Annotated in this window: 22 protein-coding genes; 15 read left to right on the top strand and 7 right to left on the bottom strand. The window is 61.8% G+C overall.

From position 1 onward, the window contains the following. Nucleotides 1–2 precede the first annotated feature (2 nt). Nucleotides 3–1,001 (bottom strand): HlyD family secretion protein, encoded by a 999-nt coding sequence (locus ACX82Z_RS18100; protein WP_459590401.1) that lies wholly within the window; start codon nt 999–1,001, stop codon nt 3–5. 40 nt (nt 1,002–1,041) lie between these two features. Beyond that, complete coding sequence (locus ACX82Z_RS18105) at nt 1,042–2,376, bottom strand: AcvB/VirJ family lysyl-phosphatidylglycerol hydrolase (RefSeq protein ID WP_459590402.1); 1,335 nt, start codon at nt 2,374–2,376, stop codon at nt 1,042–1,044. A gap of 221 nt (nt 2,377–2,597) precedes the next feature. Here ACX82Z_RS18105 and ACX82Z_RS18110 point away from each other — a divergent pair, with 221 nt between their 5' ends. From ACX82Z_RS18110 to ACX82Z_RS18150, 9 genes are all read left to right on the top strand, one after another. Next, nucleotides 2,598–3,794 carry a CaiB/BaiF CoA transferase family protein gene (locus tag ACX82Z_RS18110; RefSeq protein ID WP_459590403.1) on the top strand — a complete coding sequence of 399 codons (1,197 nt, stop codon included), beginning with the start codon at nt 2,598–2,600 and terminating at the stop codon, nt 3,792–3,794. Then, a complete protein-coding gene (locus ACX82Z_RS18115; protein ID WP_459590404.1) occupies nt 3,791–4,783 on the top strand; it encodes a D-2-hydroxyacid dehydrogenase family protein in 993 nt (330 codons plus the stop codon). Before ACX82Z_RS18110 ends, ACX82Z_RS18115 begins: the two co-directional genes overlap by 4 nt. A gap of 32 nt (nt 4,784–4,815) precedes the next feature. Then, nucleotides 4,816–6,423 (top strand): GMC family oxidoreductase, encoded by a 1,608-nt coding sequence (locus ACX82Z_RS18120; protein WP_459590405.1) that lies wholly within the window; start codon nt 4,816–4,818, stop codon nt 6,421–6,423. 22 nt (nt 6,424–6,445) lie between these two features. Continuing rightward, nucleotides 6,446–7,225 (top strand): carboxymuconolactone decarboxylase family protein, encoded by a 780-nt coding sequence (locus ACX82Z_RS18125; RefSeq protein ID WP_459590406.1) that lies wholly within the window; start codon nt 6,446–6,448, stop codon nt 7,223–7,225. 111 nt (nt 7,226–7,336) lie between these two features. Beyond that, nucleotides 7,337–8,320 (top strand): Bug family tripartite tricarboxylate transporter substrate binding protein, encoded by a 984-nt coding sequence (locus ACX82Z_RS18130; RefSeq protein WP_459590407.1) that lies wholly within the window; start codon nt 7,337–7,339, stop codon nt 8,318–8,320. A 62-nt stretch (nt 8,321–8,382) separates the two neighbouring features. Beyond that, a complete protein-coding gene (locus tag ACX82Z_RS18135; protein ID WP_459590408.1) occupies nt 8,383–9,060 on the top strand; it encodes a hypothetical protein in 678 nt (225 codons plus the stop codon). Then, entirely contained in the window at nt 9,060–9,995 is a 936-nt protein-coding gene (locus ACX82Z_RS18140; protein ID WP_459590409.1) for an SDR family NAD(P)-dependent oxidoreductase, read from the top strand. The genes ACX82Z_RS18135 and ACX82Z_RS18140 overlap by 1 nt, the downstream gene beginning before the upstream one ends. A 39-nt stretch (nt 9,996–10,034) precedes the next feature. After that, complete coding sequence (locus ACX82Z_RS18145) at nt 10,035–10,478, top strand: hypothetical protein (RefSeq protein ID WP_459590410.1); 444 nt, start codon at nt 10,035–10,037, stop codon at nt 10,476–10,478. A gap of 10 nt (nt 10,479–10,488) precedes the next feature. Beyond that, nucleotides 10,489–10,950: a MaoC family dehydratase gene (locus ACX82Z_RS18150; RefSeq protein WP_459590411.1), complete on the top strand. Its 462-nt coding sequence runs from the start codon at nt 10,489–10,491 to the stop codon at nt 10,948–10,950. A gap of 153 nt (nt 10,951–11,103) precedes the next feature. Here the strand turns inward: ACX82Z_RS18150 and ACX82Z_RS18155 are convergent, their stop codons facing one another. Further along, nucleotides 11,104–12,069, bottom strand: a complete 966-nt coding sequence (locus ACX82Z_RS18155; protein ID WP_459590412.1) for a Bug family tripartite tricarboxylate transporter substrate binding protein — start codon at nt 12,067–12,069, stop codon at nt 11,104–11,106. 240 nt (nt 12,070–12,309) lie between these two features. On the opposite strand from ACX82Z_RS18155, the gene ACX82Z_RS18160 reads away from it, so the two are divergent. The 6 genes from ACX82Z_RS18160 to ACX82Z_RS18185 all read left to right on the top strand — a co-directional run bounded on the left by ACX82Z_RS18160 (nt 12,310) and on the right by ACX82Z_RS18185 (nt 18,011). After that, nucleotides 12,310–13,215 (top strand): LysR family transcriptional regulator, encoded by a 906-nt coding sequence (locus ACX82Z_RS18160; protein ID WP_459590413.1) that lies wholly within the window; start codon nt 12,310–12,312, stop codon nt 13,213–13,215. 109 nt (nt 13,216–13,324) lie between these two features. Next, nucleotides 13,325–14,107, top strand: coding sequence for an enoyl-CoA hydratase/isomerase family protein (locus tag ACX82Z_RS18165; protein WP_459590414.1), 783 nt, complete (start codon nt 13,325–13,327; stop codon nt 14,105–14,107). Between the two features lie 292 nt (nt 14,108–14,399). Beyond that, nucleotides 14,400–14,912: a TRAP transporter small permease subunit gene (locus ACX82Z_RS18170; RefSeq protein WP_459590415.1), complete on the top strand. Its 513-nt coding sequence runs from the start codon at nt 14,400–14,402 to the stop codon at nt 14,910–14,912. Then, complete coding sequence (locus tag ACX82Z_RS18175) at nt 14,909–16,234, top strand: TRAP transporter large permease (RefSeq protein ID WP_459590416.1); 1,326 nt, start codon at nt 14,909–14,911, stop codon at nt 16,232–16,234. Before ACX82Z_RS18170 ends, ACX82Z_RS18175 begins: the two co-directional genes overlap by 4 nt. Before the next feature lie 96 nt (nt 16,235–16,330). Next, complete coding sequence (locus ACX82Z_RS18180; protein WP_459590417.1) at nt 16,331–17,398, top strand: TRAP transporter substrate-binding protein; 1,068 nt, start codon at nt 16,331–16,333, stop codon at nt 17,396–17,398. A gap of 169 nt (nt 17,399–17,567) precedes the next feature. Next, the gene (locus tag ACX82Z_RS18185) at nt 17,568–18,011 is read left to right on the top strand and encodes an SRPBCC family protein (protein ID WP_459590418.1); all 444 of its coding nucleotides are present in this window, start codon (nt 17,568–17,570) and stop codon (nt 18,009–18,011) included. A gap of 20 nt (nt 18,012–18,031) precedes the next feature. Here ACX82Z_RS18185 and ACX82Z_RS18190 read toward each other — a convergent pair whose 3' ends face one another. From ACX82Z_RS18190 to ACX82Z_RS18205, 4 genes are all read right to left on the bottom strand, one after another. Then, the gene (locus tag ACX82Z_RS18190; RefSeq protein WP_459590419.1) at nt 18,032–18,784 is read right to left on the bottom strand and encodes an iron ABC transporter ATP-binding protein; all 753 of its coding nucleotides are present in this window, start codon (nt 18,782–18,784) and stop codon (nt 18,032–18,034) included. Beyond that, nucleotides 18,781–19,749, bottom strand: a complete 969-nt coding sequence (locus ACX82Z_RS18195; protein ID WP_459590420.1) for an iron chelate uptake ABC transporter family permease subunit — start codon at nt 19,747–19,749, stop codon at nt 18,781–18,783. Before ACX82Z_RS18195 ends, ACX82Z_RS18190 begins: the two co-directional genes overlap by 4 nt. Then, on the bottom strand, nt 19,739–20,659 hold the full coding sequence (locus ACX82Z_RS18200; protein WP_459911863.1) for an ABC transporter permease: 921 nt from the start codon (nt 20,657–20,659) through the stop codon (nt 19,739–19,741). Before ACX82Z_RS18200 ends, ACX82Z_RS18195 begins: the two co-directional genes overlap by 11 nt. A 129-nt stretch (nt 20,660–20,788) precedes the next feature. Further along, the gene (locus ACX82Z_RS18205) at nt 20,789–21,682 is read right to left on the bottom strand and encodes a siderophore ABC transporter substrate-binding protein (protein WP_459911864.1); all 894 of its coding nucleotides are present in this window, start codon (nt 21,680–21,682) and stop codon (nt 20,789–20,791) included. Nucleotides 21,683–21,711 lie beyond the last annotated feature (29 nt).

Here is a 21,711-nt window from a genome sequence, read left to right on the forward strand (position 1 = left end):
CGTCACCGCTCTTCACCCGTCGTGTCGATCGTGACGGTGACGCTCGCGCCGACCCGCAACTGCATGGCCGGGTCGGCGGTTTCTTCCGTCAGGCGAATGCGTACGGGAAAGCGCTGCGTGACCTTCACCCAGTTTCCGGTCGCGTTTTCGGGCGGCAGCAGCGAAAAGGTCGCTCCAGATCCCGCGCCGATGCTTTCGACCTCTCCGGAAAGGCGCACGCCCGGATACATATCGACGCTGATCGTCGCCGGCTGGCCGGGGCGGACGCGCTCCAGGTCGGTTTCCTTGAAGTTGGCATCGACCCACCACTCCTCGTCCTCGACGACGGAGAATAGCGGAACGCCGGCAGTTACCGCCTGATTGGGCCGCAAGCTCAGATTGGCCACCCAGCCGGAGGCGGGGGCCGTCACCGTCGCATGATCGAGTTCCACCTGCGCCTGCCCGAGGGCTGCCTGCGCAACCTCGACGCCCGCCGTCAACATCGCACCGCTGCCTGCCTGCGCTTGCGCGGCTGCGAGCGTGGCACGCGATGCGCTCAGTTGCGCCGTCGCCTGCTGCTGGGCCGCGCGCAACTGGTCGACCACCGCGTTGGTCACGACACCGGTCGAAAGAAGCTGTTCGCTGCGGGTCAGTTCGGTCGTGGATTCAGTCAGCGAGGATTGCGCGGCTTCGACCTGCGCCTGCGCGGCGGCAACGTTCTGTGTCGCCGAATCGGCGTTCTGCTGGGCGATCGTCAGTTGCGCGCGTGCCTGATCGACCGCAAGGCGCAGCGCCTGATCGTCAATGCGCAAAAGAATGTCGCCTGCCGTGACATGCTGGTTGTTGACGAGATCGATCTCGCTGATCGTGCCGCTGACCTGCGGCGTCACTGTGAAGATATGAGCCTGAAGGTAGGCATCGTCACTGGAAGGATAGAGCGTCTGATGACGCCACCACCAGTAGAATCCTACCGCCAGAAGTACAACCGCCCCAAGGAGAAGCACGACTTTCAATCGGCTCATCGGCACCTGCTCCCGCCGCATCTCGTAACGGCACCCTATATCAATCGCGGGCCGTGTTGAAGCGGGTGACGAGCGCCTGTGCAAGCGCGACGTAGTTGCCGTCGAAATGGTGGCCGCCGGACGTCGCGATGACCGAACCTGCCGGCAGATGCTCCAGCGGGCACGAACTCGCCGTATCGTCAGTCCCGTAAATGCACAGGACCTTTTGCGGCGGCAGCGCGGCGATTGCGCCCGCGACGTCGTATTGTTCCTGACCCTGAACGCCGAGCCAACCAGCCACCGTCACTTCGAGCGAGGTCGACTGGCCGGGCGCAAGAAGCCCGATGACGCGGACGCGGTCACGCAACGCCTGTGGCAGAAGCGGCCATGCCAGAGGCAGCGCGTCCGCGCCGAACGAATAGCCGACGAGCATGACAGGAAGGGCAGCGTCGGGATCGGCAATCGAGACGATACGTTGAATGTCGGCGGCAAGCTCATCGGGCGTACGCTGACGCCAGAAATAGGCGAGCGCATCGAACCCCAGCACGTCGTAGCCCTGGCTCGCAAGCCATTCGCCCATGGTCTTGTCGAGATCGCGCCACCCGCCATCGCCCGAAATGAAGACGACCAGCCCTTGCGCGCCGTCACCGTCGAGTTGCACGACCGGCAAGCCGGCGAACACGTCGTCGGGGACGAGCAATCGGTGCAAAGCGGAAATGGCCTCGGTGAGAAAAATGTCGTCGTCCTGTTCGCTGAGGTGGACGGTGCGCAAGGAGGACAACGATGCCTGCATCTCCTGCATCACATCGGACGGCGCAAAGACGAAAGCGTCTTCTGGAAGTTCATTCTCGATCGCGTAGCTGCGCCAGTTGCCTTGCGTTTCCTCAACCGCCGGTCCCGGACAGATGGGCAGCCGCAGGGACAAGGCGTTGCGATAGCCGAGCGCGATGGCGCCTGAGAAGGTGTTGGCAGGTGCGTCCGCCAGCGCCATGAAGGCTAGGGATGCGCCTTCCTCGCGGCCCGCCAGAACCGGCTGCATATAGGCGTCGATGCCGATCGAACGTTGCGCCTTCTGGGCGAGGTCCGTCAGTTCCCCGCCCAGATAAAGGCACTGTCCTCCGTCGGCATCGAGCGCTTCGGCGTAAGTCTCATAATCGACCGCAAGCACAACCGCGCCCGCATCGGCAAACGCGTTGGCCAGCGCATCGTCGTCCTCGCTCCACCCGGAGCGATCGGAAAACTGGACGATCAGCGAAGTGGCATCGCCTTGCGGCACGATCACCGGAACATCGTTCAGCCGGCCGCTGGAGATAGGCTCCGTGTCGGCAAGAGCCGGGCCGGCGACCATTGCGAGCGCCACAAGCATTCCGCAACCTGATGCGATGCCAAATCTCACCAACCGCCTCCGGATCGGTTCGCATTCAGCCTTTATAGGGCGGCGCGCACTCGCCCGCCAGACGGGTCTTCGAACCGGAACGTACGCATCAATCTTTCCAGAATCTGCAACAATCGTCTGCGCATTATACGCGTTCACCCTCCCGTATCGCGGTGATAGGCAAAAAGCATCCGGGCTCTGCCGGCAGGGCGGGCCGCAACGACAAGCCGAACGATCAGGACATGACACGCATTCTCGACGGTATCAAAGTTCTCGACTTTTCAAGGGTTTTTGCAGGGCCGGCGGCCACGCAAATGCTGGGCGACATGGGAGCCGACATCCTGAAAATCGAGCCGCCGGGGGGCGACGAAGCGCGCTATTACGGCATCGAAAAGGACAAGGCGGCGGAACTCGGCGGCGCAAGCCCGTCCTTCATCGCGCTCAATCGCAACAAGCGGAGCATGGAACTCAATCTGCGCACCGACCAGGGCAAGCAGATTGCCAAGAATCTGGCGCGTCAGGTCGATGTGGTCGTCCACAATTACCGACCCGGCGTGATGGAGCGTCTGGGTCTCGGTTACGATGCGCTTTCAAAAGCCAATCCCGGTCTCGTCTACACCGAGTTTTCCGCCTATGGCCGCTCGGGTCCTCTCTCCCATGTCGGCGCGAACGACCTGGCGTTGCAGGCGCATTCCGGCCTGATCAGCATTACGGGCGAACCTGGTCGTCCGCCGGTGCGCGCCGGCTCGGCCATTGTCGATCTGCATGGAAGCCTCGCCATCGTGACGGGCGTCCTCGGCGCGCTTTTGCATCGCCAGAAGACCGGCAAGGGCCAGCGTGTCGAAACCTCGCTGATGCTGAGCGCGGCGCATCTGATGAGCTATTTCTACACCGAGTACTGGATGGACGGCACGATCCGCAAACCGATGGGAACGGCAAATCACCTGAGCGTGCCGAACCAGTCCTTTCCGGCAAAGGACGGCGAGGTCGTCATCATTGCCAGCACGGATCAGTTATGGGGCCAGCTCGCCCGGGCGCTCGATCCGGAAAAGCTGGACGTTCCCGAATTCTCGCATGTATTCGCAAGACGACAAAACCGGGTCGCGCTCGTCGAGACGCTTTCGGCCATAACCCGCGAATTGAGCTGCGCCGAACTCGTCGAGCGGCTGGGCGCCGCCAACGTCGTCGTGGCGAAAGTCAACTCGATCGGCGAAGCCGCCGACAGCCCGCAATTCGACGCTGCAAACGGAAAGATCATGCTCAAGGTCGGCGACAGGGAAGTGGCCAGCGTCGCCTCGCCTTTCCAGTTCAGCGGAACCGACACCAATCTCGACGGACCGCCGCCGGCCATCGGCCAGCATACCGACGAAATCCTCGGCGAGTTCGGCTATGACGCGGAAACGATCGACCGTTTGCGCAGCGCCGGGGCCTTTCGGTGACGATCCGGCGCCGTCGATGTGTCATCCTCGATGACTACCAGAACGCCGTTCTGAAAGCGGCGGACTGGACGGCGTTGAAGGAACGGCTGGATATCGTCATCCACCAGACGCATATCGACGACGCGACGGAGCTTCACGCAGCGCTGGAAGATGCCCAGATCGTCGTCGTCAATCGCGAACGCACGCCGCTTAGCGAGGCCCTTTTGCGCCGGCTGCCGAAGCTTGAACTGATCGTCACGACAGGCATGGCGAATGCCGCAATAGACATTGCCGCTGCTGCCCGGCTTGGAAAGACGGTTTGCGGCACGCGCAACGCCGGCAATCCGACCGCCGAACTGACATGGGCACTTATCCTTGCCTCGATCCGGCATCTCGATGTGGAAATCGCCAATTTTCGCGCGGCCGATCCGTGGCAGTCGAGCGTCGGCGGCGATCTGGCCGGTCGAACGCTCGGCCTTCTCGGTCTCGGCCGGGTCGGTACACAGGTCGCGCGCGTCGCCGATGCGTTCGGCATGCGCATTGTGGCGTGGACGCCGAAGCTCGACGCGAAACGCGCCGCAGCAGCCGGCGTCGAACCGGCAGGCACGATCGAGGCGCTTTTCGCAACGAGCGACATTCTTTCAATTCATGTTCCGCTTACCGATGAGACACGCGGCCTCGTCGGCGAGAAACTTTTGTCGGCGATGCAGCCTCATGCGCTTCTCGTCAACACGTCACGCGGCCCTGTCGTGCAGGAAGACGCGCTTTTATCCGCTCTGCGGTCACGAGCCATCGCGGCGGCCGCGCTCGACGTTTTCGACGTCGAGCCGCTGCCCGCAGATCATCCGTATCGCAAGACCGAAAACCTGATCGCCACGCCGCATCTGGGCTATGTCACGCATTCGAACTACGCTGCCTATTTCGGCGACGTCGTCGAGGACATCGCGGCATGGCTGAACGGGACACCCGTGCGCGTGCTCGCAATGCCTGACAACATCGCAGGCGATTGATACTGCAAAGGTGACGAGAGAAGGGAGGCTCGATGTCGTCGGATTACGATTTCATCATTTGTGGCGCAGGCTCTGCGGGGTGCGTTCTTGCAAACCGCCTTTCGCAGGATGGCCGCTATCGCGTCGCGCTTCTGGAAGCTGGCGGACGTGACAACTGGATCTGGTTTCACATTCCCGTCGGCTATCTTTTCGCCATCGGCAATCCGCGCGCGGACTGGCTTTTCCGCACGAACCCTGTCGCGGGTCTGAACGGGCGCGAACTCGCCTATCCGCGCGGCAAGGTGCTTGGCGGATCGTCCGCGATCAACGCCATGATCTACATGCGCGGCCAGGCAGCCGACTACGACCGCTGGCGCGACATGGGACTGGAAGGCTGGGGATGGGACGACGTGCTTCCCGTCTTTCGCGCGCATGAGGACAATTGGCGCGGCGCATCGCAGCTTCATGGCAGCGGCGGCGAATGGCGCGTCGAGCAGCCGCGCATGCGATGGCAGGTTCTCGATTCCTTCATCGACGCTGCCGAGCAGGCAGGAATTCCCAACGCGCCGGACTTCAACCTCGGCAACAACGAAGGGTGTGGGTATTTCGACGTGAACCAGAAGCGCGGACGACGCTGGAGCGCCGCACGCGGCTTCCTGTCGCCCGCACGCAAACGCGCTAACCTCGACGTCTTCACCGATGCACTGGTCGAGCGCGTCACCATGGAGAACGGCAAGGCAACCGGCGTGGTCGCACGTATCGCAGGGCAGGAACGCATCCTTCGTGCCCGCCACGAAGTCGTCCTTTCGGCAGGTGCGGTCGCAACGCCCCTGATCCTTGAAAGGTCAGGCATAGGAGACGGCGAACGGCTCCGCGATCTCGGCCTGAACGTGACCCGGCACCTGCCCGGAGTAGGCGAGAACCTTCAGGACCACCTTCAGCTTCGCATCATCTTCAAGGTGTCGGGCGTCCCGACCTTGAACATGCTCTACCGGTCCCTGATGCGCCGTGCGGGAATGGGCATGCAGTATGCTCTCCTGCGGCGCGGCGCGATGACGATGGCACCCTCGCAGCTTGGCGCATTCACGACATCCTCGGCCAGCTACGACACCCCGAACATCCAGTTCCACGTTCAGCCGCTCTCGCTGGACAGGTTCGGCGAACCGATGCACGATTTCCCCGCCATCACGGTCAGCGTATGCAACCTTCGTCCGACCAGCCGTGGCTCGATCCACAGCCGCTCGCCGCTGCTGGACGATGCTCCGTCGATCACGCCCGATTATCTGTCGACCGACGAGGATCTTCAGGTGGCGGCCGATTCCATTCGGCGCGCCCGCCAGATCATGGCCCAGGAGGCGATGGCCACGTATCGACCGGAGGAATATCTGCCGGGCGCGGACCTGACCGACGATACCGAACTGAAGAAAGCCGCTGGCGATGTCGGGACGACGATCTTTCATCCGGTCGGGACCGCACGCATGGGACGCAGCGACGATCCGGACGCCGTCGTCGACGCAAAGCTCAAGGTTCTGGGGATCGAGGGGCTGCGCGTGGCGGATGCGTCGGTCATGCCCTTCATCACGTCGGGCAACACGAACTCCCCGACGGTCATGATCGCCGACAAGGCCGCGCGCATGATCCTCGACGCCAATCGTCCCTGAACATCATCTGGAGTTCATCGACATGACGGACCCGAACGTCTCCAATGCTGCGATCATCAAGGAAGAGGCGCAGCAGCTCAGATCAAAGGTCGAATCCCTTCGGGGCTACTGGCATCCGTTTCATCATGGCCTTCTCGAAATGGCTCCCGATTATCTTCGCGCCTATCTCGACTACCAGCATGCGCCCATGCGCTCGCAGCATCTGGAACCTAAGGTCTGCGAGTTCATCTATATCGCCGTCGACGCCGCCGTCAGCCATCTCTACGAGAAGGGAACGGAACGGCATATCGCCATGGCGCTGGAGAAGGGTGCGACACCGGAAGAAATTCTGGAGGTCATTCAATTGACCGTCCTGTCGTCGCATTCGACCCTCGACGCGGGCATGTCGATACTGGCGGAAGAACTGGGGCGCGCGGGCCGTGGTCACGAGTTGCGTCCCCTCACCCCTGCGGAAGAAGAAATAAAGCAGGCTTACATCGCCCGAACCGGAAGCTGGCCGGAAAGCGCGGACCATCTGTTTCGTTTCGCTCCGCATTTCGTTCGGGCGTTTTTGGCCTATGGCGAAATCCCTTATCGCGACGGGCCCCTTCCGCCGAAAATCAAGGCGTTCATCGGAATCGCGCTCAACGCCTCGCCGGTCGCGCCGCAGTTGGAGACATTGCGACGGCACATCAGGCGTGCGCTCGACGAGAGCGCATCGCCGGAGGAAATCTGCGATGTTCTGCAACTGGCGAGCGCGATCGCGATACATAGCTGCACCATCGCCGTGCCCGCTTTGATGAAAGCGCGCGCCGATATGTGACGCCGGCTTTGCAGAATCGGCAATGATCGTTGACGCTTTTTGTATATTGAGACGGGCCGCCGGCTCGCTGACACTCCTTCGACGCAGGAAGACTGTTGAAGGAGGAGCCTCATGTCTTTTCGCAATACCGTATTTGCCGTGCTCGCCGCCACGGGAGCTTGCCTTGCGGGGCCGGCTCTGTCCCAGGACGCGCAATCCTATCCGAACGGGCCGTTGACCCTTGTCGTTCCCTATGCACCCGGCGGTTCGACGGATGCGGCGGCCCGGTTGCTGGCCCCGCTGCTGTCGCAGGAATTCGGGCAGCCGGTGATCGTCGAGAATATGGGCGGCGCAGCAGGTATCGTCGGGACGGCTGCCGTTGCGCAATCCGACCCCGACGGCCAGCGCCTTTTGATCCACACTTCGGTCATCGGCATCCATCCGGCGTTCAATCCGGAACTGACCTACGACACCGAGACTGACCTGATCCCGATCAGCGTCGTGGCCGAAGGGCCATTCGTGCTCGTGGCCAACCCGGAAGTGCCCGCGAACACGGTCGAGGAACTCGTCGCCTATGCGCAGGAAAACCCCGGCCTTTTGAATTTCGGATCGGCCGGCTCGGGCTCGTCGGGACACCTGATCGGCGAACTCTTCAAGCTCGAAACCGAAACCGACATGGTTCACATTCCCTATAATGGCGGCGGTCCTTCGCAGGTTGGTCTCATGGCCAATGAGGTGCAGGTGGTGTTCGACACGCTGACCTCCATTCCTCTGATCCGCGATGGACAGATGAAGGCGCTCGCCGTCACTTCCGACGAACGCTGGCCCGAACTGCCCGATGTTCCAACGCTTGGCGAGGCCGGCTATCTCAGCGCGGCATCGACGAACATATGGATCGGCGCGTTCGCACCGGCCGGAACGCCGGCCGATATCGTCGACAAGATCAGCAGCGCAATCGCAAAGGCCGGCGAGGACGAAGAGTTCGTACGACGTCTGGCCGGCTCTGGCATGACGCCCGTCGGCAGCACGCCGCAGGAAGCAAATGATCAACTGGCCGCCGACATCGCACAATGGCGCGAGTTGCAGGCGACCGGACGCGTCGTTCTGGAACAGTAGAAGCCTGCGCAAGACCAACCGAAGGCAAGGCCGGCCGGGCCTTGCCAATTACGAGAGTGGAAATGCCGACTGAAATTGCATTGATCATGCCTGCCACGGCAAAAGAGTGGCGGGACTTGCCGCCCCATCTGCAAAATCTGGGAGCGAATGTCAGGGTTCTTTCCGTATCCGACGCCGCTGTCGCGCCGGCGGACGGCATCGACCTGATAGCGGTGCTGCCGGAAAGGTCGTGCGCGGATCGGTTCGACGAAATCGATATCGACACATGGCTGTCGACGTTCGAGCGATCGATCGACACTGCTTTCGTTGCCACCCAAAGCGTTTCGAACGGGGCGCAAGCCGCCGGAAAAACGAACATCGTGCATGTCGTTGAGCGCGAAGCCTTTTTCGGCGGAGCCGGTGCGACCAGCGCGATCTCTTCATTCGCCACAGCGGGACTGTCGCGCATCACGGCGCTCGATCTGGCGGGTGCAGGCGCTCACTGCAATTGCGTCGCGTCCGGCACGAGCGAAACCGATATCGAGACCCTTGCCGCGATCCTGATCCATCTCGCCGAAAGCGACGTTACCGGGCAGATCATTGCCGTCAACGGCGATGAAATTCACATCGCCGCGCAACCCCGTCCCATACGGGTCGCGCAACGCGATGGCGGATGGGACGAAGAACTCCTTGCCGGCACGCTCACCCGCTGGGCGTCCGCAATGCCCTCGCCCCACGAGACGGCCAAGGATTTGTTTTGATGCGGACTTTACTGCTTGAAGGAAAGGTGGCGATCGTCACCGGAAGCGGTGGCGGAATCGGGCGCGCCATCGCCTTGCGCCTTGCCTCGCTCGGCGCGAATGTCGTCGTCAACGATCTGGGCGTCTCTGTCGCCGGGGACAATGTACGGGCAAACGTCGCCGACGCCGTGGTTGCGGAGATCACCTCAAGCGGCGGAAAGGCCGTTGCGAACTATGCCAGCATAGCCCAGCCGCGTTCGGCCAACGACCTCGTCGAACAGGCCATCGAGAGCTTCGGCCGTCTGGATATCGTCGTCAACAATGCGGGGATCATCCGCATGGGCGATGTTCGCGAGATGTCGCTTGACGACTGGCAGGCGATCATGCGCACTAACCTTTATGGCGCGGTTCGTCTAAGCCGGGCGGCTGCTACCATCTTCAAGGCGAATGGCGGCGGTGCTTTCGTGCATCTGAGTTCCGCCAGCGGGCTGATCGGCAGCACGAAACAGGCCAATTATGCCGCCGCAAAGCTCGGCATCGCCGGTCTGTCGCTCGCAATCGCGCGGGATATGGCCCGTTACGGCGTCAGGTCGAACTGCCTTGTTCCCTCCAGCACCAGCCGCATGACGGATCTGACCGATGGCGCACGCGCCCATTTGATGAGTGCGGAAGCGCTGGAAAAACTCAAGGCCGCGCGCGCGAAATCGCAGCCCGAACACATGGCGCCCGTGGCCGCCTTCCTCGCAAGCGACCTGGCGAAAGACGTCAACGGCCAGATCGTCGGCGCACGCGGCAGCGAAATCTACCTCTACAGCGCACCGCGCCCCGTGCGGGCGATGCATAGCGCCGAAAAGTGGACGCCCGAACTCGTCACACAGCGCATGAAGGACGGCGCGGGGCCGTTCCTCACGCCGCTTGAAGTCATAACGGACGTGTTCAACTGGACGCCGTCCTGACGATTACCGAAACACGAAATTGAACAAAGGAGAAATGCCATGGCCGTTGGAGGCGTCGTCACCGACCTCGACACTGGCGATGTTCTGGGGCCGGTCGAGTATACGCTCAGTCCCTTCGTCATCCGCGAATATTGCCACGCGGTCGAGATGCACCACGATTGCTTCCAGGCGGCCGAAGGCATCATCATGCCGCCGACGCTCATCCACCTGGACAAGTTGCGTCTGTATCGGGAAGCCTGCCCCGCCGGGACGGGTTCGACCGCGCGCATCCACTACGAGTACGACGCGGAAGTGTTCGCGCCGGCCCATGTCGGCGACCGCCTCAGCGTCGTCGGGCACATTCGCGAGCGCTACCAGAAAAAAGGACGCGACTACGTGCTTTTGGAAATGGAGCTCACCAACGTGGCCACCGGACAATTGCTGATCCGGTATCGCGATCAGGTGATCCTCGCCTACTCGCCGCAATCCAATTCAGCCGCTTGAGGAGCCTGCCATGATGCTTTCCATCGAACCGGGCACCGAAATCCGCACGCGCCCCCGCGCGATGACGCGCGAGCGCATGCGCTGGTATGTCGACGCGCAGCCCACGATCGCCGCCGATGACGGGCGCATCCACACGCAGCCCCCCACCATCCACGATGACGACGATTACGCCCGCTCACAGGGCTTTCCGGGCATCATCGCGGACGGGATGATTTCCACAAACTGGATTCAGGGACTGCTCGTCGACGTCTTCGGCCCCGCCGTCGCCAGCCGCAGTCGCCTGCGAACGAAATATATCGCGCCGATCTACGAGAACCAGCCGGTGATCGCGTGCGCGAAGGTCGAAACCGTCACTGGAACCGCGGCCGAAAAGACGGTCTGTGTTCTCGAAGTCTGGTGCGAGGACGACACCGGAAAGAAGCTGACGGTCGGCTCGGCAATGGTCGAATACCAGGACCGCAACGCTTCCTGAGCAGGCAGTGATAGGGCGAACCGGCGGATGAGCAGCCGGTTCGTCTGCTGTCTCGCTTGTCGTGACAGTTGCGCAAAAAAGCCGATGAAGGCCCGTGCCCTCATCGGCTTTTTCATCATTCGGTTTTAGCAAAGGAAGCGAAGATGACGGACCTTATTCGAGGTCTGCGTTTTCCGCGACGCCCGTCCACAGATCGATTTCCTGAACGATCTGGTTGCGCAATTCGTCCGGGCTGGTCCCGACGACCTCGCCCTGAAGCTCGACGGCCCGGATGACGTCGGGGTCCTGCAGCGTCTCAAGGATTGCGCCATTCAGCTTCTCGACCGTCTCGGCGGGAGTGCCCTTCGGGGCGGAGAAAGCGAACCATGTGAAGAGTTCGAAGTCCTCGATCCCCTGTCCCGCCAGCGTCGGGATATCCTCGTTGAACACCTGCCTGTCAGGCGTTCCGACGGCCAGCGCCTTTATTTCCCCGCTCTCGACCGCGCCCTGAATCGCAAGATAGGTGTCGACGAGGAAATCGATTTCACCGCCCCGAAGCGCGGCAAGGACCGCCGCACCGCCCGCATAGGGTATGTGCAACATCTCCACACCGGTTTTCTGCTTGAAATACTCACCGGCCAGATGCGTGACCGTGCCGGTTCCGGGCGAGCCTTGATGAAGTTCGCCGGGCCGCTCCTGCGCGTATGCCACGAATTCGTTGATGTCGTCGGCAGGCGTGTCGTTGCGAACAGCAACCACGTAGGGCGCCCGCGTGGCCAGCGTGATCGGCTCGAAATCCCGCAGATAGTCGAAATCGGCATCGGGCACGGTCACGGGATAGACCGAGACGCTCGCGGTGTGAAAGAGCAGGGTCTGCCCGTCGGGAGCCGAGCGGGCGACATATTGGGAGCCGAGCGCACCGCCAGCACCTTCCCGGTTTTCCACGACCACCGGAACCTCGAGCACTTCGCCCAAAGACTTGGCGATGACGCGGCCCAGAATATCGGTCGCGCCGCCGGCCCCGAACGGCACGATAATCGTGACGGGGCCTTGCGGAAATTCCTGCGCCTTAACGCCGGTCGTGCCAATCGCGCATATTGCCGCCAGTGCGATGAGCCCGGATGCGGTCCGTCTGTTCATTTTGCTCCTCCAGCTTTGCGTTCGCCATGCCATCGAAGGCCGCGCAAGCAGCGTTCGTCCTCGGCATGCGACCCTCCCGTCGCGCCCCGCTCGACATGGCGGAACAGCATGATCCGATTCATTGCAAGTCGAGTGCGGCAAATGAACACTTAAAGCTCGACAAGCATCTTTGCATTTCGCGAAAGGTCAGATGTCTGCGATCAGTTGTTCCCGATCGATGGACGGTGCTATCTGCCTGTCATGGACAAGTTCAGATCGATGCAGGTGTTTTGCGCGGCGGTACAGGAGGGAAGCCTCTCGGCCGCCGGGCGGTATCTCGGTTTGTCGACGGCTTCGGTGTCGCGGCTGATCAATGCGCTGGAGGACGATCTCGGCACGCGTCTTCTCAACCGGACGAGCCGGGCATTGACGCTGACGGAGGCCGGGCAGAGCTATTTCCCTCAAGCCGAGAACATTCTCCAGCAGGTCGGGGAAGCTGCCGACAGCGCACGCGATTACGGGCAACGGCCCAAAGGCACGCTGAGGGTTCACTCGCGCATTTTCGTCGGCACGCAGTTTCTCGTGCCGCTGATACCCCGGTTTCTGGAAGAAAACCCCGAAATCTCGGTCGACCTGATGTTGTCGAACCACGATTGCGACCTCGTCAATCAGAACGTCGACATCGACATTCGCGTCGGCAAACAGCGCGATAGCGCCTATCTGGCCCGCAAGCTGGGCGACAGCGAGCGTGTCGTCGTCGCCAGCCCTTCTTATCTGGAACGCCATGCGCGACCGCGTGAACCGCACGATCTCGCAGACCATAACTGCCTTGCCTACTGCCTGAACCTCGGCCGGTCCGTATGGTCGTTTCTCGATAGCGCGGGCACGCGCTCGGACATCGTGATCAACGGCAATTTCCGGTCGGATTTCGGGCCGGCGCTCAGGGATTGCGCTCTGGGCGGGACGGGCATCTGCCTGATGTACGAATGGGCGGTGCGAGCCGATATCGAAGACGGACGGCTCGTGCGGCTCTTCGACGATTATCATGTTTCGCATGTCGGTTTCGACACGGGATTTTACGCCGTCTTCCAGCGCAGCCGGCACACATCGCCGAAGACCCGGCTGTTCGTCGACTTCATCGTGGAAGCGTTCCGCCGCACGATCTGATTTTGCGCAAGGTTCCAGTTTGCGCAAAGCTGGTTTTCCAGATGCGCGCTCGCTCCATCAAAATCGATGCCGTTAATTCTGTCGACATCGTCAACGAAGGAGCGCCCGTATGTCCAACCCGACTTATTCGTTTCACAAGCTGGATGTGGCCGAGGGTATCGCCATCGTCACGATCGACCGGCCGCCGGTCAATGCTCAGAACAAAGGCCAACGCGAAGAACTCATCGAGATATTCGATGCGCTGAACGACCGCGAGGACGTGCGCGTGGTGGTTCTCACGGCTTCGGGCGCGTATTTCTCGGCTGGCGCTGACATCAAGGAACGCGCCGGCTTTTCGAAGGAACCCGGACACTATCTGCGCCACAACAGGTTGACGCGCGAATATTTCTACGCCGTCTCCGACTGCAACAAGCCGGTCATCGCCGCCGTCAACGGTCCGGCCTTCGGCGCCGGTTTCGCACTCATGCTGGCTTGCGACATCATGTTCGCCGTCGAGGACGCTTATTTCGTCATGCCCGAGATCGACGTGGGTCTCGCAGGCGGCGTCAAGTTCGTTTCGAAGCATTTCGGAAAATCGCGCACCAACGCCATGTATCTGACCGGCCGCCGCTATCCGGCTGCGGAACTCTATCGTCTCGGCGTCATCGAAGCCGCCTTGCCCAAAGAGGAAATGTGGGCCGAAGTCATGCAGATGGCCCGCGAGATCGCTGCAAAGAGCCCGCTTGCCATCAACCGCATAAAGCGGGCGATGCAGGTCATCGAGGAAATGCCGGAGCGCGAAGCCTACAGGTTCGAACAGACGGTGACCGTCGACCTTTCGAACACCGATGATGCCCGCGAAGCGCAAACAGCTTTCGTGGAAAAGCGTGCGCCTGTGTTCAAGGGGAGATAGTCAATTCGGGACTTTTAAGTCGCGTCGTCAATGACCGGCCGTTCGTCCCCAGCATGCGGGACAGTCGTGATGGCAAGGGGAAACAGGTTTCGCGGTATTGACACGATGCGCGCATCCCGAATTACTGCCAGTAACAGGAGCGGTGATGTCGCGGGGGTGTCTTGAACGGTACGGACCTGTCTGTCGTCGATGCCGAGGGGTGTTCACCCCTCTTCTTTTTGCACGATCGTGCCTTCGGAACTTTACGGCTCGCTTGTGACCGGCCCCCGCGCATCAGTCCGGGAGGCCGTTAATGCCTAAACCGATCCGGCTCTATGTGCGTTATGTCGATACCGTCAACGCCTGGGTCGGGCGGTTCGCGATGTACCTGTTCTTCGTACTGGCGGCGGTTCTTCTTTACTCGGTCTTTTCGCGGCTGGTCTTCGGCGCTCCGGTCAACTGGTCGCTCGAAATGAGCCAGTTCCTCCTGTCCGCCTATTACCTGCTCGGCGGTGCCTACTCGCTCCAGATGGACGCCCATGTGCGCATGGACCTGTTTTACAGCCGCATGAGCTTTCGGCGCAAAGCCATGCTCGACGCCTTCACCATCCTTTTCGTGATCTTCTATCTGGGCGTGCTTTTCGCCGGCGGCGTTTCCAGCACCGAATATGCGATCACCTACAACCAGAAGAACTACACGTCCTGGGCTCCGCCCATGTGGCCGATCAAAATGATCATGACGATCGGCATCTTCCTGATGCTTTTGCAGATGATCTCGCAATTCTTCAAGGACATTGCAGCGGCGCGCGGAAGGCCGATCGCATGAGTTCGGAATTCATCACGTTCTTCATGTTCTCCACGATGATGGTATTGCTGCTGACGGGCCAGCGCGTCTTCGGCGTCATCGGGTTCGTCGGCGCGGCAGCGTCACTGTGGCTATGGGGCCAGGGCTCAATGGAAATGCCGTTCAATGCGGCCTTCCAGGTGTTGAACTGGTTTCCGCTGATCACCGTTCCGTTCTTTGTCTTCATGGGCTTCATCCTGTCGGAAAGCGGCATCGCGTCGAACCTCTACCGCATGTTCCATGTCTGGTTCGGCTCGATGCGCGGTGGTCTGGCGCTCGGCACGATCGGGCTGATGGTGCTGATCTCGTGTATGAACGGGCTTTCGGTGGCCGGCATGGCGATCGGCGCGACGGTCGCGCTGCCCGAACTTCTCAAGCGCGGTTACGACAAGCGCCTGATGACCGGCGTCATTCAGGCCGGCTCATCGCTCGGCATCCTGATACCGCCGTCCGTGGTGCTGGTTCTTTACGCGATGATCGCGCGCCAGCCGGTGCTGCAGCTTTGGCTCGCAGGCATCCTGCCGAGCCTTCTGATGGCAAGCCTGTTCGCGGCCTATGTCTATATTCGCTGCCACCTGCAGCCGGAACTTGCGCCGATCGTGCCGCGCGAGGAACGCGAGGCGATCACGCGAGCGGAAAAATTCCAGCTCCTGCGCGCCGGTCTCCTGCCGCTTTTCGTCTTCGGCACGATGATGGGCATGTTCCTGACCGGGGTGACGAGCCTTATCGAAAGCTCGGCTGTCGGCGCACTCTTGGCAACGCTGGCGGCCCTCGTGACGCGGCGGCTGAGCTGGGCCGTGCTTCACGAATCCACGCGCCGCACGATGGGCATCTCGTGCATGTTCCTGTGGATCATCCTTGCAGCGCTGTGCTTCGGTGCGGTCTATGACGGCCTCGGCGCGGTACGGGCGATCCGCGCGCTTTTGCTTGACACATGGACGCTCGATCCGTGGACGATACTGATCTTCATGCTTTTGTCGTTCATCGTGCTCGGCATGTTCCTCGACGACACCGCCATGCTGGTGATCGTCGCGCCGCTTTACATCCCGCTCGTGATCGCGCTCGACTTCAATCCGATCTGGTTCGGCATCCTCTACACGATCACCTGCCAGATCGCGTATATTACCCCGCCATTCGGCTACAATCTGTTCCTGATGCGCGCCATGGCGCCGCCGGAGATCACGCTCGTCGACATCTATCGCTCGATCGTGCCGTTTGTCGCGCTCATGGCGCTGACGATGGTCATCGTCATGGCCTTTCCGCAAATCGCGCTCTGGCTGCCGCAACTTTACGTCGGCCGCTGACAAAACAAAGGGAGACCATCGCCGCAGGACAGCTTTCGATGCCGCCAAGCGTCCGGGCGAAATCGGGCGCGTTCAACAAAAAAGGGGAACGACGACATGATAATAAAGGACAAGCTGACAAAACGCGATTTCTTCAAGAAGGCCGGCCTCGTGACAGCCGGCGCGGCGGGCGCAAGCACGCTCGCCATGCCCTATGTGAAGGCGCAGGCGCCAATCCGCTGGCGGCTTCAGACCTATGCGGGCCCGGCGCTCGCCGAACATGTGATCCAGCCGCAGATCGAGGCTTTCAACCGCGCTGCCAATGGCGAAATGGAGATCGAACTCTACACCGCCGACCAACTCGTGCCGCAGGGCGAACTGTTCCGCGCCGTACAACGCGGAACGATCGACGCCGCGCAGAGCGACGACGATTCAATGGCCTCGCCGGTGGACGTGTCGGTCTTCGGCGCGTTTTTCCCGTTCGCTTCGCGCTACGGGCTCGACGTGCCCGTGCTGTGGGAATGGTATGGGCTGAAGGAAATCTGGGAGGAAGCCTATGCCGAAATCCCGGGCGTAACATGGCTTTCCGCGGGCGCATGGGACCCGTGCAACTTCGTCACTACCAAACCGATCCGTTCGCTGGCCGACCTTCAGGGACTGCGCGTCTTCACCTTCCCGACGGGCGGGCGCTTCCTCCAGCGCTTCGGCGTCGTGCCGGTGACACTGCCGTGGGAAGACATCGAAGTGGCCATCCAGACCGGCGAACTCGACGGCGTGGCCTGGTGCGGCGCGACGGAGACCTACACGGTCGGCTGGGCCGACATCAACCAGTACTATCTGACCAACAATATCAGCGGCGCATGGGCCGGCTCCTATTTCGTCAACACCGATCGCTGGAACGAGGTGCCCCCGCATCTGCAGGAAATCTACCGGCTGACGATCGATTCCTCGAACTATTACCGCCAGCACTGGTATTGGTGGGGAGAAGCCCATTACCGCACGCAGGGCGGCAAGCTGGAGCTGACGTCCATTCCCGCCGAAGAATGGGCGACCGTCGAAGCGGCCGCGCTCGAATTCTGGGACGAGATCGCCGAGACCTCGGAGCGTAACCGCCGAGTCGTCGATATCCTGAAGACCTACGCGCAGACCATGAACGATGCGGGCGCGCCCTACCGCTATACCTGAGCCGCGGTTCAAAGCCGGCCGGACGATTGACGCCCGGCCGGTTTCCCGTGCTTTTCAGCAATGCCGGATTTGTTCGCCGGCATGTCGGCTTTTCCCGTGCGTCTTCGTCTTACGTATGTCCGGTGGCAAGATGCCGCCGGGCGGCAGAAACGAACCACGGGAGAAACCCATGCCCAGCACGATCCGCCTTCACCGCGTCATCGCCACCAAGCCCGAGAAAGTCTATCGCGCATTCATCGAACCGGATGCGGTCGCAAGCTGGCTTCCGCCATACGGTTTTCTTTGCACCGTCCACGAACTTGAGGCGAAGGTCAGCGGCAGTCACCGCATGTCGTTCCGCAATTTCACCACCGGCCAAAGTCATTCCTTCGGCGGCTCTTATCTGGAACTCGTTCCGGGCGAACGTCTCGTCTACACCGATTCATTCGACGATCCGAACCTACCAGGCGAGATGAAGGTCACCGTCAGTCTCAAAGCCGTTTCGGTCGGCACGGAAATCAACATCGAGCAGCAAGGCGTGCCGGACATCATCCCGCCCGAGGCCTGCTATCTCGGCTGGCAGGATTCGCTGCGCAAGCTTGCAAAACTCGTCGAGCCCGAGATCAATCAGTAGCTTTCGTCGCGGGACCGCCTTCAGTAGATCGCGACGAGACGATCCTCGATTTCGACGATCTTCACCGTCGTCTCGTAGACTGTCTCCAGAAGTCCGGCCGCCATGACATCGCGCGGCGCACCGTGCTCAACGATGCGCCCGTCCTTCATGACGACGAGCCGGTCACAATAGGCGGACGCCATGTTGATATCGTGCAGGACGACGATGATCGTCTTGCCAAGCTCGTGCGCGGCGCGGCGGATCAATTTCATGATCGCGACCGCATGCTTGATGTCGAGATTGTTGAGCGGCTCGTCGAGCAGCACGTAATCGGTATCCTGGCACAGGACCATCGCGATATGCGCGCGCTGGCGCTGGCCACCGGATAGCTCGTCGAGGAAGCGGTCGGCGAAATCGTCCAGCCCGAGATAGGAGATCGCACGGTCCACATGGGCGCGATCCTCGATCGTGGTGCGTCCCTTCGTATACGGATAGCGGCCGAAGGCGACGAGATCGCGCACGGTCAGCCGCGCCGCCATGTGGTTGTCCTGCCGCAGGATCGAAAGACGTTTGGCGATCGTGTCGCCGGACGTCGCTTTTATGTCTAGTCCGTCAACGCTGACGCGTCCCCTATCCGCCGAAACGATCCGCCCGACGATCGACAGAAGCGTCGATTTTCCTGCCCCGTTTGGACCGATGATGCCGGTGACGCCGGCGCGTTCGAATTGCAGGCTCACGGCATCGAGGACGCATGTTTCGCCATAGGATTTGGAAAGCGTTTCGATTTCGATCAACGCGCGGCTCCACGAATGACGAGGGCGATGAAGACGATCCCGCCGATGAACTCGATGACGACGGCGAGCGCCGTATCGAAGGCGAAGACGCGTTCGAGAATGACTTGCCCGCCGACGAGGAAGATGACGGCCAAAAGCGCGGCTGCCGGAAGGATGACGGCATGGCGCGCACTCGGCATCGCCAGATAGGCGAGGTTTGCCACGAGCAGGCCGAAGAAGCTTACCGGTCCAACCAGCGCGGTGGACACGGCGACGAGGATAGTGACGAGGACCAGCGAGACGGCCACCATTCGCTGATGGGAAACACCGAGCGCGATCGCGTTGTCGCGGCCGAGCGCGAGCACGTCCAGAACCGGCAGCATGCGCCAAAGTGCAAGCGAGATCGCACCGACCACGACACAGGAGATCGCGAGCAGGCTCGGATCAACCGTGTTGAAGCTGGCGAAAAGCCGGTCCTGAAGGACGAGAAATTCGCTCGGGTCGATGATGCGCTGGAGGAAACCCGATACCGAGCGGAAGAAGACGCCGAAGACGATGCCGACGAGCAGCAGAAGATGCAGCGAATGGACGGTCGCGGCGAACAGCCAGCGATAGAGCAGACTGGCGAAGACGAGCATCAGCGCGACTTCCATGGCGAAGGTGGCACGCGGATCGAGCGCGGAAACCGTTCCAGCTCCCATGGCGAATACCAGCACCGTCTGGATCAGGACGTAGAGCGCGTCGAATCCCATGATCGAGGGCGTGAGGATGCGGTTGTTGGTGATCGTCTGGAAGACGACCGTCGATACGGCGATAGCAACGGCGACGAGAACGAGGCCGACCAGCTTCGTGCCGCGAAACGGCAGGACGAAGCTCCAGTTGCCTCGCGCGCCGAGCGTCATGAAGGCGGCGACAGCGACGAAGGCCAGCCCGCACAGAAGCACGAATGTCAGAGTAATCCGGCGTGTTCTGACCTCAGGCGACACGGGTGTTCTTCCGCAACAGGAGATACAGGAAGAAGGCGCTTCCGATCATCCCCATCATCGTGCCGATGGGAATTTCATAAGGATGGATCACCAGCCTGCCGACGATGTCGCAGACAAGCACCATCCCCGCTCCCATCACCGCCACGAGCGGCAGCGCGCGGCGCAGATTGTCGCCGATCATCAGGCTGATGACATTGGGCACGACGAGGCCCAGAAACGGGATGACGCCCACCGTGACGACGACGGAGGCGCTGACCAGTGCCACGACGACGAGGCCAAGCGCGACGACCTTGCGGTAGTCGAGGCCGAGATTGGTCGAAAAATCCTTGCCGAGCCCGGCGACGGTGAAGCGATCTGCGGCCACATAGGCCATCACCGTCATGAAGCCGGCAATCCACAAGAGTTCGTAGCGGCCGCGAAGGACGATCGAGAAATCGCCGCTCGTCCACGCGCCAAGCGATTGCAAAAGGTCGTAGCGGTAGGCGAAGAAGGTCGTCACAGCCCCGATGACGCCAGACAAAAGGATGCCGATCAGCGGCACCATCAGGATCGAGCGCAAGGGCACGAAACGCAAGATCTGCATAAAGAGCGCGGTGCCGGCGAGCGCACATATGGCCGCCACGACCATCCGTCCAACGATGGGCATGCCCGGCGCGAAAACGGTGACGAGCAGGATGCCGAACGTCGCCGCTTCGACCGTGCCGACGGTCGATGGTTCGACGAAACGATTGCGCACCAGCATCTGCATGATGAGGCCGGCGACCGCCATGCCAGCTCCGGCCAGAACGAGCGCGAGCGTGCGCGGCACGCGACTTGCGAACAGAACCTGTGCGGCGCGCCCGTCCAGCCCCTCGGCCCACAGCGCCGGCAGCGAGATGCTGCTGACGCCGACGAACAGGCTGGCGATCATGAGCACGACAAGCGCGGCGATGGCTGGCGGAAGGCTGGCTCGCACTTTTCAGGTTCCGATGAAACGATCTTCAAAAACGGCGATGCCGGCGCCCGTTCGGACGCCGGCTACCTCATCATGGCGAGGCGGTCAGTTCGTCGACAGCGCAGTCGCGATCTGGTCGACGCTCATCTGCATCGCGGTCAGGCCGCCGCCGACGAGATACCAGCCGACCGGGTCGAGATAGACCACCTGATCGTTCTGCCATGCGGTCGTCTGGCCGACGAGTTCGTTGTCGAGCAACTGAGCCGCAGCTTCTCCCTCGCGGCCGATGGCAGCGTCGCGATCGACGACGAAGAGCCAGTCGGGGTTGTTTTCGAGGATGAATTCGTTGGAGATCGCCTGTCCGTGATTTCCGGTATCGAGACCCTCGACCGCGGGCGTCAGGCCGTATTCACCGTAAATGACGCCGAAGCGCGAACCGGGTCCATGCGCGCTCATGCGTCCGCCGGTCGTCAGGATGACGAGCACCGATCCGGCATCGGCGGCGACCTCGTTGAGGTTCGCGATTGAGGCGTCGAGTTCGGCGAGCTTCACCTCCGCTTCCGCCTGCTTGCCGAAGATTTCGCCAAGCGTCTCGACGTTTTCCTTCGCGCTCTCGATGAAGTTCGTGCGATCCACGGTGAGATCGATGGTCGGCGCGATGCGCGCAAGATCGGCGTATTTCGCGGCGGAGCGGCCTCCGACAATGATGAGGTCAGGCTGTGCGGCGGCGACGGCTTCGTAATCCGGCTCGAAGAGCGAGCCGATGCGCGCGACGTCATTGCCCTGATACTGTTCGAGATAGGACGGCATCGCGCCGCTCGGCACGCCCTGCACATTAACGCCGAGCGCGTCGAGCGTATCGAGCGTGGCCAGATCGAAGACGAGCACGGTCTGCGGGTTGTCAGCCACTTCGGTTTCGCCCTGCGCGTGCGTGACGGTAAGTGCGTGGCCGGGACCGGCAAGGAGCGCGCCAAGCGCCAGAGCGGCGAAAAATGTCATGTGCTTCATGATGAGATATCCGTTCCTGA

The organism is Aliihoeflea sp. PC F10.4, from assembly GCF_054612275.1.

Excerpts from the sequence above, each read along its gene's own strand:
- ACX82Z_RS18100 (WP_459590401.1), bottom strand. The coding sequence starts at position 1,001 with ATGAGCCGATTGAAAGTCGTGCTTCTCCTTGGGGCGGTTGTACTTCTG.
- ACX82Z_RS18110 (WP_459590403.1), top strand. The coding sequence starts at position 2,598 with ATGACACGCATTCTCGACGGTATCAAAGTTCTCGACTTTTCAAGGGTT.
- ACX82Z_RS18120 (WP_459590405.1), top strand. The coding sequence starts at position 4,816 with ATGTCGTCGGATTACGATTTCATCATTTGTGGCGCAGGCTCTGCGGGG.
- ACX82Z_RS18125 (WP_459590406.1), top strand. The coding sequence starts at position 6,446 with ATGACGGACCCGAACGTCTCCAATGCTGCGATCATCAAGGAAGAGGCG.
- ACX82Z_RS18130 (WP_459590407.1), top strand. The coding sequence starts at position 7,337 with ATGTCTTTTCGCAATACCGTATTTGCCGTGCTCGCCGCCACGGGAGCT.
- ACX82Z_RS18135 (WP_459590408.1), top strand. The coding sequence starts at position 8,383 with ATGCCGACTGAAATTGCATTGATCATGCCTGCCACGGCAAAAGAGTGG.
- ACX82Z_RS18140 (WP_459590409.1), top strand. The coding sequence starts at position 9,060 with ATGCGGACTTTACTGCTTGAAGGAAAGGTGGCGATCGTCACCGGAAGC.
- ACX82Z_RS18145 (WP_459590410.1), top strand. The coding sequence starts at position 10,035 with ATGGCCGTTGGAGGCGTCGTCACCGACCTCGACACTGGCGATGTTCTG.
- ACX82Z_RS18150 (WP_459590411.1), top strand. The coding sequence starts at position 10,489 with ATGATGCTTTCCATCGAACCGGGCACCGAAATCCGCACGCGCCCCCGC.
- ACX82Z_RS18155 (WP_459590412.1), bottom strand. The coding sequence starts at position 12,069 with ATGAACAGACGGACCGCATCCGGGCTCATCGCACTGGCGGCAATATGC.
- ACX82Z_RS18160 (WP_459590413.1), top strand. The coding sequence starts at position 12,310 with ATGGACAAGTTCAGATCGATGCAGGTGTTTTGCGCGGCGGTACAGGAG.
- ACX82Z_RS18165 (WP_459590414.1), top strand. The coding sequence starts at position 13,325 with ATGTCCAACCCGACTTATTCGTTTCACAAGCTGGATGTGGCCGAGGGT.
- ACX82Z_RS18170 (WP_459590415.1), top strand. The coding sequence starts at position 14,400 with ATGCCTAAACCGATCCGGCTCTATGTGCGTTATGTCGATACCGTCAAC.
- ACX82Z_RS18175 (WP_459590416.1), top strand. The coding sequence starts at position 14,909 with ATGAGTTCGGAATTCATCACGTTCTTCATGTTCTCCACGATGATGGTA.
- ACX82Z_RS18180 (WP_459590417.1), top strand. The coding sequence starts at position 16,331 with ATGATAATAAAGGACAAGCTGACAAAACGCGATTTCTTCAAGAAGGCC.
- ACX82Z_RS18185 (WP_459590418.1), top strand. The coding sequence starts at position 17,568 with ATGCCCAGCACGATCCGCCTTCACCGCGTCATCGCCACCAAGCCCGAG.
- ACX82Z_RS18200 (WP_459911863.1), bottom strand. The coding sequence starts at position 20,659 with ATGATCGCCAGCCTGTTCGTCGGCGTCAGCAGCATCTCGCTGCCGGCG.
- ACX82Z_RS18205 (WP_459911864.1), bottom strand. The coding sequence starts at position 21,682 with ATGACATTTTTCGCCGCTCTGGCGCTTGGCGCGCTCCTTGCCGGTCCC.